Annotated in this window: 14 protein-coding genes; 10 read left to right on the top strand and 4 right to left on the bottom strand. The window is 40.5% G+C overall.

The annotated features are described in order from the left end of the window. Positions 1 to 204 precede the first annotated feature (204 nt). Complete coding sequence (locus HUW48_RS20810) at positions 205 to 807, top strand: DNA-3-methyladenine glycosylase (protein ID WP_182412768.1); 603 nt, start codon at positions 205 to 207, stop codon at positions 805 to 807. Between the two features lie 93 nt (positions 808 to 900). On the opposite strand, the gene HUW48_RS20805 is transcribed toward HUW48_RS20810, so the two are convergent. From HUW48_RS20805 to HUW48_RS20790, 4 genes are all read right to left on the bottom strand, one after another. Continuing rightward, on the bottom strand, positions 901 to 2,034 hold the full coding sequence (locus HUW48_RS20805) for a multinuclear nonheme iron-dependent oxidase (RefSeq protein WP_182412767.1): 1,134 nt from the start codon (positions 2,032 to 2,034) through the stop codon (positions 901 to 903). Positions 2,035 to 2,060: 26 nt separating this feature from the next. Beyond that, complete coding sequence (locus HUW48_RS20800; protein ID WP_182412766.1) at positions 2,061 to 2,231, bottom strand: chryseobasin-related MNIO class RiPP peptide; 171 nt, start codon at positions 2,229 to 2,231, stop codon at positions 2,061 to 2,063. 317 nt (positions 2,232 to 2,548) lie between these two features. Beyond that, a complete protein-coding gene (locus HUW48_RS20795) occupies positions 2,549 to 3,007 on the bottom strand; it encodes a GNAT family N-acetyltransferase (protein WP_182412765.1) in 459 nt (152 codons plus the stop codon). A gap of 124 nt (positions 3,008 to 3,131) precedes the next feature. After that, on the bottom strand, positions 3,132 to 4,325 hold the full coding sequence (locus HUW48_RS20790; RefSeq protein WP_182412764.1) for a THUMP-like domain-containing protein: 1,194 nt from the start codon (positions 4,323 to 4,325) through the stop codon (positions 3,132 to 3,134). 405 nt (positions 4,326 to 4,730) lie between these two features. On the opposite strand from HUW48_RS20790, the gene HUW48_RS20785 reads away from it, so the two are divergent. The 9 genes from HUW48_RS20785 to nadD all read left to right on the top strand — a co-directional run bounded on the left by HUW48_RS20785 (position 4,731) and on the right by nadD (position 12,800). Beyond that, positions 4,731 to 5,420 carry a DUF4397 domain-containing protein gene (locus tag HUW48_RS20785; protein ID WP_182412763.1) on the top strand — a complete coding sequence of 230 codons (690 nt, stop codon included), beginning with the start codon at positions 4,731 to 4,733 and terminating at the stop codon, positions 5,418 to 5,420. Positions 5,421 to 5,688: 268 nt separating this feature from the next. Next, positions 5,689 to 6,996, top strand: coding sequence for an adenosylhomocysteinase (gene ahcY / locus HUW48_RS20780; protein ID WP_182412762.1), 1,308 nt, complete (start codon positions 5,689 to 5,691; stop codon positions 6,994 to 6,996). A 208-nt stretch (positions 6,997 to 7,204) separates the two neighbouring features. Then, positions 7,205 to 7,957 carry a glycosyltransferase family 2 protein gene (locus HUW48_RS20775; protein WP_182412761.1) on the top strand — a complete coding sequence of 251 codons (753 nt, stop codon included), beginning with the start codon at positions 7,205 to 7,207 and terminating at the stop codon, positions 7,955 to 7,957. After that, positions 7,954 to 8,982 carry a glycosyltransferase family 9 protein gene (locus HUW48_RS20770; protein WP_182412760.1) on the top strand — a complete coding sequence of 343 codons (1,029 nt, stop codon included), beginning with the start codon at positions 7,954 to 7,956 and terminating at the stop codon, positions 8,980 to 8,982. Before HUW48_RS20775 ends, HUW48_RS20770 begins: the two co-directional genes overlap by 4 nt. Before the next feature lie 110 nt (positions 8,983 to 9,092). Beyond that, positions 9,093 to 10,400 (top strand): O-antigen ligase family protein, encoded by a 1,308-nt coding sequence (locus HUW48_RS20765; RefSeq protein ID WP_182412759.1) that lies wholly within the window; start codon positions 9,093 to 9,095, stop codon positions 10,398 to 10,400. A gap of 228 nt (positions 10,401 to 10,628) precedes the next feature. Further along, a complete protein-coding gene (locus tag HUW48_RS20760) occupies positions 10,629 to 11,237 on the top strand; it encodes a sigma-70 family RNA polymerase sigma factor (protein WP_182412758.1) in 609 nt (202 codons plus the stop codon). A 94-nt stretch (positions 11,238 to 11,331) separates the two neighbouring features. After that, positions 11,332 to 11,640, top strand: coding sequence for a zf-HC2 domain-containing protein (locus tag HUW48_RS20755; protein WP_182412757.1), 309 nt, complete (start codon positions 11,332 to 11,334; stop codon positions 11,638 to 11,640). 6 nt (positions 11,641 to 11,646) lie between these two features. Next, entirely contained in the window at positions 11,647 to 12,231 is a 585-nt protein-coding gene (gmk, locus tag HUW48_RS20750; RefSeq protein WP_182412756.1) for a guanylate kinase, read from the top strand. Beyond that, complete coding sequence (gene nadD / locus HUW48_RS20745; RefSeq protein WP_182412755.1) at positions 12,228 to 12,800, top strand: nicotinate (nicotinamide) nucleotide adenylyltransferase; 573 nt, start codon at positions 12,228 to 12,230, stop codon at positions 12,798 to 12,800. Before gmk ends, nadD begins: the two co-directional genes overlap by 4 nt. The last annotated feature ends 250 nt before the right edge of the window (positions 12,801 to 13,050 follow it).

Below are 13,050 nucleotides of genomic sequence, written 5' to 3'. Positions count from 1 at the left end.
TTCAATTTCGATAGGTTCAGGATGTAGAAGTAAAAAACTCTCTCAGAATTTTTAGAAGAAATCTTTTGAGTATAATACGAATATGCCGGATCAGGTTTCTGATGGTTAAATGTATTTTACTTTCAAAAATTACAAAGAGCTTTACTAACCGAGAGCAAAACCTTGAATACGTAAAACAGGTAAGCCTTTCAAATACTTTTCTGTATGGCTAAACTTTCTAAATCATTTTATACGCGTTCGGATGTGGTACAAATTGCCCGTGACTTACTGGGTAAGTACATATTTACTAACTTAGACGGAGTAATTACCGGAGGTAAAATAGTAGAAACCGAGGCTTATAGTGGCGAAAACGATTTGGCTTGTCATTCGCATAGTGGGCGCCGCACCGCCCGGACCGAGATCATGTTTCAGGAGGGAGGAGTAGCTTACGTTTACCTTATTTATGGTATCTACGCCTTATTTAATATTATTACGAATGTAGCCGAAAAAGCCGATGCAGTTTTAATCCGGGCCATTGAACCAACCGAAGGATTGCCGGAAATGCTGCTGCGAAGGGGGCACCCGAAAGTTAGTCCTAAATTAACATCTGGACCTGGTTTAGTAACTTTAGCTTTAGGTATTACAAAAAAACTGTATGGGACCGATTTAACCGGTAATACTATTTGGCTGGAAGATCGAAGTGAGATTATAAAAGAAGATCAAATTATTGCCAGTCCGAGGGTGGGAGTAGATTATGCCGGCGAAGATGCTTTATTGCCCTGGCGTTTTCGGGTACAAGGCAACCCCTGGACGAGTAAAGCTAAGTAGTAAATTAATTGAAAAAGTAAATTGCCAGATTATTAAACGGAGGTTGAAAAGAGCAAAGCTAAAGTAAATTGTTGGCTGGCTCATCCGTAAACTTTAATCAAGATTTTTCTTCCACTTTTGCGCAATACTTATTGCCGTTTCGAGCATGTGCGGTTCCCATTGTTCGATTTTCCAGTCGGAGTGGGCTAAAGGCGAGGAATTTAGTAAATGAATTGCCGCCTGGTAAGAAGAAGCCTTTTCCAGGATAGAAGATAACTGAATTTGTTGTTGATATAGTTTTTCGTCTTCTAGAATGCTACCAGTAGTTACAGATTTTGAAGGCAGAAAGGAATTAGTAAAATGCGAGGCTAAAGAATGGTTTTTGTTTCGGACAATTTCTTCTAACTTCAAGAAATCTGAATAAAAAAGTTTTTTACTGGCCTCTGTTTTTAAGGCGTTGCCGAGTTGCTCCAGAACTACATATTTTAAATTCGGACACTTATCTATTGTACGTTTTAGTAACTGAAAAACTTCTTCTGGTACGGCTTCGTCGTGGGTGTCTCTTCTTATTTTTCGTTCCGGCTCAACAGTAGAATCCTGCCAAGTGCCGCCCGAAATATGAATTTCCCGAACCCGGTCAAGCGGGTACAGGTTGATAATGTCCTCGTAAGAAATAGTAAAGTTGTGAATCTGGCAGTAAAGATTATGTAAATCCAGAATTAGGAAGCCGTTAACGGGCGCTACTAATTGTTCTAAGAATTCGCCGTGCTGTTTTACCTCATCTAATGAATACGAAAAGGCAAGATTTTCTAAACCTACCGGGCATTGGCTGGCCTCGTAAATGCGGGCTAATCTATCTTGCCCAATGGCTAAAGTTGTTTTAGAATAAGGAATAGGAAGGGGAGCCCCGTAATGAAAATTTTGGCCCGTCATAAAACCAAAATGTTCGGTAATGTGGTCAAAGTGAAATTCCGAAGATAATTGGCGCAATTGGTTTAGCCACTCGTGTTGGTTCTGAGACCATTTGCCGGAAAACAGCGAAAAAAATACGCCGTGCCCAATAAGCTTGTTTTCGTTGCTGTAAGCTTTTAGTAATTCTAAGAACCAGGGCGGAATTTGAGAATTACCGTAAAGGGTATCAAACGACCACTCTATCGCCCCTACCCGGCTTTCTTCAAACAAGGGCAAAGCCGCAGTTAAAATATCAGCGTCTAAATTACAAGCTATAGAAGATAGTATTTGCGGCACCCGTATACAATTTTAAAACTACCTTCTTAACCCATGCCACAGCCGGGGCAGTTAGCCGGAATTTCTTCTCCCGACTGCTTGGTGTTTTCTCCTTGCTCTGAGTTTGGTTGAGGCAGCTCTTTTTCTTCGCAACTGGTAGTCGTTTGAACAGTTATGCCTAGCAAAATAGCGCTTAATAAGGCTTTCGATAGTTTCATATTCTTAAACTTTATGAATGAGCAAGATAAACCTGGTATCTAAAATATATAAGGGTAAGAGTCAAATTTTAGCTTCCAGCAATACCTTATCTCCCACACCTTTATGTATCTATATGATTCCAGGATTAAAGGAAAGGTTGCATGCTGGGTTTAAACAAGTTGCCTTATTTTAAAACTTTACGGAGGTGGGCAGATAGGAGGATAAATAGTAAGTAGCATGCAGCGCAAGTCCGTTTTTAGTTCTTCCATTTACTTTTTTGTTTAGAAGAAATAGCCTGATTAGACGAAAATGGCTTATGTAGAATATGCTCAAAAAACTATACTGGCGGCGTATTTAGAGGATAAGTAAAATGAACAACTTTTTCGGGTGTGCCACCAGTGGCTCGATAAAAATCTAGCGCATAATCATCAATCTCGTCGGCCTGAACAAATACTTCTTGTATCCCAATTTCTTTGCAATAAACGTTTAAACTCGCAATTAACAGTTTACCAATTCCTTGGCGCTGGTAATTGGTTAAAACCGCCAGGTCATAAATATACACCACCGGTAAGATAGAATAGTATTGCTCTAAAGTATAGGTTGTTAAGCCACCCACCACTTTATTATTTTCCAAGGCCACAAACACAAAAAAACTATCCTTAGCTAATAATTGCTGCAGATGTTTGTGATCAGGCAAAACAAAATTTTTCATTTCGAAAACATCTTCAAATACCCGGATAAGTTCTATAAAAGTATCCAGGTCTTGATTGCTTAATTTTTTGATTTCTACCGTCATCTCTAATAATTATGATTGTTGCTTAAAAAGATAATGAAGAGGAATCTTAAACCCTGGCACCACCCAATTTAAAATTTATTAAATTGATTAATTAGAGTTTAGGTGGATACTGGTGAAAGCAATTTTACATAGCTTTCTCGCAGATTAGAATAACAGGCTTCTGGTGAATATCGGTAGTAGCAAGTAAATACAGGTTGCCACCTTCCTGCAAACCTAATTTTTTGCGAATAGCCGCTACGGGTTCCGGAAAATTACGAACCGTAATATTGACTTTCTTTTCTGGTATATGAGTTATTATTTCTTTTTTCTGGTACTTACAAACGGTTAAACATTTAAAAACTCGCCCCGGGAAATCAGTAATTAACATTTCGGAGGTGTATAAATGACTGTTGCGGTGCAGTTTGTTTATACTATATTGTTGAGCGACACTCTTAAACCCTCCCGCTTTTAGTATGGCTGTATTAGGTTCGTAAATATATTGTTGCGGCTCGGCATAAGTAATGGATGCAGTTTCCTCATCAGATTTATTAAATCTAAAAATTATGGCTTCTTTCTGTGGATGAAGGTTTACTGCTTCAAATTGAATTTCCGGAGGAGAATTTTCATTTAATAAATAGAGTACCTCTTTACATTCGTTATCTACAGCTATTACTAATACTTTACTTACTTTATTTAACTGCTGACGGGCTTGTTCAATATCCAGCATCGGGGAAGTTTTCAACAAAACCTGATCGGATTTCTGGAAAAGCAATGGCAGCATTTCCAAAACATTTGGTTCGCAATCGCTTAATAAATGGAGTTTCTGGTTAGCATTACCCCGCCGAGCCGGATCCAGGTAAATGCAATCAGCTTTGCCGGTAAAATTTTTTAAAAATTTAGCTGCGTTATCAGTATGAAATTGAATATTCGTAACACCCAGAACAGTGGCATTAAACTCGGAAACAGCCGTCAAGCTAGGATTTTGCTCCACGTAATGCACCTGTTCAAAACGCTGGGCAAAATAAAAACTATCAATCCCAAAACCGCCCGTTAAATCTATCAATACCTGGCCACGCACCAAATTAGCTTTGTAACGAGCAGTTATTTCGGAAGAGCTTTGTTCTAAAGATAAATAAGGCGGGTAGATAATCTGTAAGTTTTGGTACCAGAGCGGCAGCTTGCTTTTAACTTTTTGCCGGGCTTGTATGTAGTGCACCAAGCGGGGAACGTCTAAATCTTTGTACCGGTGTTGTTGCAAGAGCAATTTGGCCGGATCGGCTTGGGCGTGTTCCCGTACAAATTCCTGCTCTGCTGGCGTAAGCGGCTTTACATTAGCCATTAAATCTTTTTTGTTAATATTTCCTGAACTAGCTGATATTTTCCAAAAGTAGCATGATTAGCGGCATACTTACGGAAATTCTATCGGCGTAATTTTAGTATACCTGTTTCATGCCAACTCGTTTCTGTTGTTACTCCGCCTAACTATATTGCTTTAAAGGTGTTTTAAGAAAATTTAATTGTTGTTTTGTTTATATGTAATATTTAATTGTTAAACAATAGATAAACCTTATTTTAAGATGAAACCGATAACAACTGGTTTATTTTGTTTTAAAATGATTTTATTAGCATAGATTAGTAATAATGAATGATTAAATGTTTAAAAAATTTATAAAAATATTAAACAATAATTTACTTAACGGGTTTTAGTTCCATTACTAACATTTTATAATTAAAGAATAATATTATGAAAAAATGGTTAAAACTCATGATGCTGGTTCTACTTCCGGCCTTGTTCCTGACTGCTTGTAATGACGACGACGAAGATACTGATACTATGGCCAAGGCTCGGGTTATGGTGGTACACGCCTCGCCGAATGCGCCCGCTGTTGATATTTTAGTAGATAATGTAAAAGTTAATTCCAGCGGGTTGGCTTTTCCGAATAATTCTGGATACTTGGATGTAATGGCTGGCCAGCGTAACGTTAAGGTAAATGCTGCTGGTTCTGCCACTTCAGTTATCGACGCCAACCTTGACCTTGTGGCCGGACAGAATTACTCCGTGTTTGCCATTAACAACCTGGCTAACATAGAACCTCTGGTGTTACCTGATAATTTAGCCACCCCAGCTTCGGGTAAGGCACACGTCCGGTTTATACATTTATCGCCAGATGCTCCGGCTGTAGATATAGCAGTAAAAGATGGGCCAGTTTTGTTTAGCAACCGAAGCTTTAAATCAGCTACCGATTTTACACCGGTAGACGCTACTTCTTATAACCTGGAAGTGAGGCTAGCCGGTACCAATACGGTAGTGCTGGATTTGCCCGGAGTAGCTTTGCAAAATGGCAAAATATACACTGTTTTTGCCCGCGGATATGCGGCACCACCCACTGGAAATACTAATACCATAGGGGCTCAGGTAATTGTTAACAATTAAATTCAAAACCTCGATTTTACAATTAGACCTAAAACTTCGCCCAACAGATTCCGGGGGCGAAGTTTTAGGTCTATTTTTTTGTCCTGATTAAACTCTTTTGGTTTACTTTTGTTATGCAACTGATTTGGTTAAGGTTTTTAGCCTGACGGGTTTCTAAATTTAGTTAGAACCGTATGCTATATAAATCCTGCCTTTAATTACCTGGATATATGAACCTTTGCAGTTCATAAACCTATTCTGTAACTTTGCCATTTAAAACTATAAAAAAATGATCGAAACCGCCCTTAACTACAAAGTTAAAGATATCTCACTCGCGGAGTGGGGTCGGAAAGAAATTAGATTAGCTGAAGCCGAAATGCCTGGCTTAATGGCTATCCGTGAAGAATTTGGCGCTTCTAAGCCTTTACAAGGTGCTCGTATTGCCGGTTGCTTGCACATGACCATCCAAACGGCCGTTTTAATTGAAACCTTAGTAGAGTTAGGTGCCGAAGTAACTTGGTCTTCCTGCAATATTTTCTCTACCCAGGATCATGCGGCAGCGGCTATCGCAGCGGCTGGTATTCCGGTATTTGCCTGGAAAGGCATGAACGAAGAAGAGTTTAACTGGTGCATTGAGCAAACGTTGTTTTTCGGCGAAGATCGCAAGCCTTTAAATATGATTCTGGACGATGGTGGCGATTTAACCAACATGGTACTGGATCAGTATCCGGAATTAGCGGCTGGTATCCGGGGAATTTCGGAAGAAACTACCACCGGGGTACACCGCTTGTACGAGCGCGTGAAAAACGGCACATTGCCCTTACCTGCTATTAATATCAACGACTCGGTAACTAAATCGAAATTTGATAACAAATACGGCTGTAAAGAATCTTTAGTAGATGCGATCCGCCGGGCTACCGATGTAATGATGGCTGGTAAAGTAGCAGTAGTAGCTGGTTACGGCGACGTAGGAAAAGGTTCGGCGGCTTCGTTGCGGGGCGCTGGTGCCCGCGTAATTGTTACCGAAATCGACCCGATTTGCGCGTTACAAGCTGCTATGGATGGTTTTGCCGTTAAGAAGATGGCGGAGGCCGTACCGCAAGCGGATATTGTGGTAACCGCTACTGGTAACTGCGACATTATCCGGGAAGAACATTTCCGGGCGCTAAAAGACAAAGCAATTGTTTGTAACATTGGCCACTTCGATAATGAAATTGATATGGCCTGGTTAAACAATAATTACGGACATACTAAAGATACTATTAAACCCCAGGTTGATCTATACAACATTGAAGGTAAAGACGTGATCGTGTTGGCCGAAGGTCGTTTAGTAAATTTAGGTTGCGCTACCGGTCACCCATCGTTTGTAATGTCTAACTCTTTTACCAACCAGGTATTAGCGCAGTTAGAATTATGGCAGAATGCGGCTAATTACGAAAACCAGGTATATACTTTACCCAAGCACCTCGACGAAAAAGTTGCCCGTTTGCATTTAGCTAAAATTGGCGTAGAACTGGAAGAATTATCCGAGCATCAAGCGGCCTACATTGGCGTAGAAAAGCAAGGACCGTTTAAACCAGAGTATTACCGTTACTAAATCACACATATTTTCGCGGATTACATAAATTCCTCGGATTATCTTTCGAGTATATATTTTTAAAGAGCCGGATTTTCGTCCGGCTCTTTTCTTTTTCAAACAGCTTCTATCCGGTTGATTGTTCGGTAGAAAGATAAAAATTTAAAATTCTATTCCGGAAAATCCGATATTCGCGCAAGATTTAATCAAGCCATAAAATATTAGATAAATGCCTGTAAAGTTGTCGGTGGTAATTATTACGTTTAACGAAGAGCGCAACATTGGGAGCTGCCTGGAGAGCGTAAAAAATGTAGCCGATGATATTGTAGTGGTTGATTCGTACTCTACGGATAATACCGCCGAAATTTGCGCCCAGCACGGTACGCGGTTTGTTTCGCGGGCTTTTACCGGTTACGTCGAGCAAAAAAACTTTGCAAATAGCCAGGCTGTGTATCCGCATATTCTTTCTCTGGATGCCGATGAAGTAGTTACTCCGGAACTCGAAAACTCAGTTTTAGCCATTAAGCAAAACTGGCAATTCGCCGGCTATTACTTGGTTCGGTTAACCAATTACTGCGGCTCCTGGATCCGGCACGGGGGCTGGTACCCCGATAAGAAGTTACGTTTGTATAACCGGGAACAAGGTCAGTGGGAAGGTTTATTGTTGCATGAAGTATACCAGATACACTCTAACCAACCAACCGGTTTACTAAAAGGCGATTTGCTGCATTATTCTTTTCATACCCTGGAAGATCACCTGAAGCAAATTAATCATTTTACCACCATTGCTTGCCAGGAATTAAAGCTGAAAAACAAACGTCCCGGTTTATGGCCTATGTTGGTAAAGCCGCCGTTTAAGTTTTTTCAGATGTATTTTTTAAAATTTGGCTGGCGCGATGGCTTTGCCGGATTCTGTGTAGCGGTACTATCGGGGTACGCAGTTTTTGTGAAATACGCGAAACTATACTGGACCAACCGATGAAACATTTGCAAGCTCCTGCCAAAACTATTTTGATCAGCCGGATTGATGCGATTGGGGATGTGGTATTAACTTTACCTATGGCAGGCTGGATAAAGCAACATGTGCCCGGTGCGCGGGTGCTGTTCCTGGGGCGTACCTACACGGCGCCCGTAGTAGCTTGCTGCCGACACATCGACGAATTTTTAAATTGGGATGACGTAAAGAATTTATCGGTAGCCGAACAAGTTGCATTTTTTAAAAAACAGCAGATTAGCAGCATTATCCATGTTTTCCCGAATAAACAAATTGCGCAACTAGCTCGAAAGGCGGGCATAAAACAACGCATTGGTACGCGTAACCGTTGGTTTCATTGGTTTACGGTTAATGTTTTAGTTAACCTCAGTCGCCGCCATTCGCCTTACCACGAAAGCCAATTAAATTTTACTTTACTCCGGCCTTTGGGCTTAAAAGAAATACCCTCTTTAGACGAGGTGACTGGTTATTTGGATTTTTCCAGAATTAATCCGCTGCCGGAAAAATGGCAGAAATTTTTAAAATGGGATAAACCTCGTATTATTTTGCACCCCAAATCTAAAGGAAGTGCCCGCGAGTGGGGTTTGCCGCATTTTGCTTCTTTGGCCCAGCAACTTCACGGATTAGGCTGGCAGGTTTTTATTTCGGGCTCAGCAGCAGAAGGAGAGTTGTTGCAGGATTGGCTCCGCGAAAATCAAAACTACATTACTGATGTAACCGGTAAATTCTCGTTATCGGAGTTTATCAGTTTTATGAAAGCTTGTACTGGTTTAGTAGGAGCCAGTACCGGACCTTTGCACCTGGCCGCCAGTGTGGGTATCCATGCGCTAGGTTTGTATCCGCCTATTAAGCCCATGCATCCGGGACGCTGGGCACCGTTAGGCCCAAGGGCACAATACCTGGTAGTACCCAAAGATTGCAGCGATTGCCGGAAATCGCCTGGCAGTTGCGTGTGTATTCAGCAGATTAACGTAGCGCAGGTGGTTGCCACATTAGAACAATGGCCTAGGTAGAAAGTTGTTTATCTTAGGATGGCTTCTTTACTTTATTAACAGAATCAGAATTAAAAAATTTACGGGCATAAATGCTTTATAGTAAATACTCCTTTGAATAAATTTTTCTTATGCCAAATATACTAGCCAACTTAAAGAATAATCGCTTTTCAGAAGCTAGGGCACAGAATGGCCTGTTTTTGCTAAGCTGCTTATTTGTAGTTGGTTTGTTGTTATCGCGGGCTTTACTGAGTATCGCTCCTATTGCTATGCTGGTATGGGCATTGTGGCAAATGCCGGTGCAACAAAGTTTAAAACGGTTAAAACAAAATACACCGGCTTTATTCCTGCTGGGCTTTTACGGACTTTTTTTGCTGAGTACTTTATATACCGATAATTGGGCTCAGTGGCGTTATTACATCACTCAGTACCTGCCTTTTCTTGTAATATCCTGCGCCTGGGGCATGTTGCCTGGCTTGCGCAATAAGCAGCGTTATGCAGTATTATTTCTTTTTGTATTTCTAGTGATGTTGCTTTCGGTGGGTACAGTGATTCATTATTTTCTGCACCGGGAACAAATTAACGCCATGATTTCGCATAGCCAAAACCCTACAAGTATTAATGGTATTTCGCACATTTACTTTGGCGTATTAATGGCCTTAGCCGTATTTTTTACCTTACATCTCTACCAATCGCCTGTACTACTCTGGCGTAAAACTGAGAAAAAAATACTTGCAGTTTGCTTGGTACTCATTTTTGTTTCGCTGCATATTATGGCGTTTCGTACCGGCTTACTGGCTATGTATGTAGCTATGCTGGTACAGGTATTTATTTTTATTCGTAATCACAAACAATATGTGCTGGGCAGTGCCTTACTAGCTACTATTATTTTAATTCCTGTTGGGGCTTATTTTACCTTAGAATCGGTTCGGTTGCGGGTAGCTAATACTCAGAGCGATGTAGAACGTTATCTGCACAACCAGGATATTAATTATTACTCTATTTCGCAACGTTTGGCAGCCTGGGAAACTGCTTTAACCTTAGTGAGGCGTAACTGGTTGTTAGGTGTGGCGCCGGCCGATGTAAAAGTAGAACTGGACCGCCAGTATGCCGTAAAAGATTTTGGTTTGAAAAAGGAAAATCAGATTGGGCTGCACAACCAATATCTGAACTTTTTGGTGAGCATGGGAGTAGGTGGCTTGATTTTACTATTGTATACTTTTCTGTATCCGGTTATAAAATTTAATTGGCAACAGAACCAAGAGAGTATCGCCTTTTTAATTATTATCGCCACGGCTATGCTGGTTGAATCCTTTTTTCAGAGACAACTTGGCCTGAATACTTTTGTTTTTTTCTATTGTTTGTTTTTTACCAATAAAGAAAGTAAAAACCAGCCGGTACGGGTAAGCCGCGAAGATGTTGGCTACTATCCGCATTAACTTAAATAAAAAAGTAGCCATTCTGGTTGGTTTTACGTACATGCGGACATTAAGAGGTGTTGCTGTTAGCAATAGTTGGCAGCAGGCTTTTCTAATTTTAATTTTAAAATTCTAAGGTAACTGTAATCGAGTTGGTTACATACCAGTAAAACGCTATGCTGCTAATTATCGTAATTTTACGTATAACCTAGCGGTTTAAAATGTTTATTAACATCCAATTTAAGTTAAATGAGCGAGCAAAGAGGCAATCAGCTAACTAAGGCAGAAAAGGATACCCGGTTCGAAGCGGAATTACTGCCAATAATCGATCCGCTGTATAATTTTGCTTTTAGACTTACCTTAGACGAAGACGATGCCAATGACCTGGTTCAAGAGACCTATCTGAAGGCATACCGGTTTTTCGATTACTTTGAGCCCGGAACTAATGCCAAAGCCTGGCTGTTCCGAATACTCAAGAATTCGTTTATTAACGATTTCCGGAAAAAAAGTAAACAGCCGGCAAAAGTTGATTATAGCGAAGTAGAAGGCTATTATAATTCGGAAGGTTTAGATGGCGATGGCGAAATTGCTACTACTTCGGATATGCGTTCGCAGAGCGTACAGGAATTAATCGGTGATGAAGTAGCCAGCGCCTTAAATTCGTTGCCCGTAGATTTCCGGACAGTAATTATACTTTGCGATCTGGAAGGGTTTACTTACGAGGAAATGGCCAAAATTTTGGATATTCCAATTGGTACCGTCCGTTCTCGTTTGCACCGGGCCCGGAACTTTCTGAAAGAAAAGCTTGAAAAATACGCTCGTTCAATGGGTTACCACGGGGAGGAAGAGGAAGAATAAAAAAAAAGTAAATATTTATATGAAATTGTAAATTTTTATTTGGATTTTTTGTTACACTGAAAACAGCCTATTGTAACCGGATAACCTTGAACGTATGAACAACCAAGCACCCAACTCAACGCCCATGAATACAACCTTTACTTTACAACATGCTCTTACCGAAGAGGGCCCTAAAACCGACTGCGAACGCGTAGTAGAATTATTAGATGTAATTATTGACGGCGAAGCTACCGCTGAAGACCGTCATTATTTTTTTAATCACCTGGAGACCTGCCAGGATTGTTTTAAGGCCCATGATAAGCATCAACAGTTAAAATTATTTTTAAAAGATAATATAAAGCGCAAAATTGTGCCTCAAAATCTGATGGGTTCTATCAAGACCATCATAAATGAAACTGTTTAACCTCGGATGCAAGGTAAGATCATTATTTTTTCGGCTCCCTCCGGCGCTGGTAAAACCACTATTGTAAAACATCTGTTAAAAGTAAATCCGCACTTAGGTTTTTCTATATCGGCTTGCACGCGCGATAAACGTGGCCGTAATGAAGTGCAAGGCAAGGATTATTACTTTATTACTCCCGAAGAATTCCGGCAAAAAATTGAAAATAACGAATTTGTAGAGTGGGAAGAAGTATACGAAGGTGCTTTTTACGGTACATTAAAATCTGAGATTGAACGCATCTGGAGTACTGGTAAACATGCCATTCTGGATGTAGATGTAAAAGGTGGTTTGCACATTAAAGAATTTTACCAAGATCGCGCTCTGGCTGTTTTTGTTAAACCTCCTTCTATTGAAGCATTGGCGCAGCGTTTGGTTGCCCGGGCAACCGATTCGGCTTCCAGTATTTCCAGCCGGGTATTTAAAGCAAAGTTCGAACTGAGTTTTGAAAATAAATTTGATAAGGTTATTGTAAATGATGACCTGGAAGAAGCTTTCCGGAAAGCCGAAGCTTTAGTAAACCAGTTTATTGGGGTGGAAGATGTTGTGATATGAAAGTAGGCCTGTTGTTCGGCTCTTTTAATCCCATCCACATTGGTCATTTAATTTTAGCAAATTACATGGCCAATAATACCGATTTAAGTGCAGTTTGGTTAGTAGTTTCGCCACAAAATCCATTTAAAAAAAGTGCTTCGCTGCTGCACGAGTTTGACCGGTTGCACATGGTGAATCTGGCTATTGATACGAATACCCGCTTGGGAGTATCCGATATCGAGTTTAAAATGCCAAAGCCGAGTTATACGGTTGATTCGCTTACTTATCTGCAAGCAAAATACCCTTCTTATGAATTTGTGCTGATTATGGGCGAAGATAATCTGCCTTCGTTCCCGAAGTGGAAAAACCACGAACAAATACTGGAGTTTTTTCAAATTTACGTTTACCCGCGTTCCGGCACTCCTCCTTCGCCGTTAAAAAATCATCCAAAAATAAAGTCCGTACCGGCACCCTTGCTGGATATTTCTGCTACTTTTATTCGCGATTGCGTACACCAGGGCAAATCTATTACCTACATGGTACCGGAAGTAGTAGAAAACTACATTAAACTTAAGAAGTTCTGGTTGTAAAATTTTTTTTTCTAGTGGGCAAGTAGCAGGGTAGCCTGCTTTTTTTAAGCATTTTAGTAAGTAGTGATTTCCAATTTTAAAAGCTCTGTGCAGAAAACAACTTCCGGTATGCTATGAAACAAATAGCCGTTCCAGGTGCACTCATTGACGCTAAACTGTTCGAACGTTCAGCGAGTTTTTAGCGCCTTGACTTTTTTGGTTCTGGGGGTAGGGGCCCTCTTACTTTGTGTCAAGACAAAAAGAACAAAGA

It is taken from the genome of Adhaeribacter radiodurans, from assembly GCF_014075995.1.
GTDB lineage: Bacteria > Bacteroidota > Bacteroidia > Cytophagales > Hymenobacteraceae > Adhaeribacter > Adhaeribacter radiodurans.
This window is presented reverse-complemented; position numbering and strand designations above follow the sequence as displayed.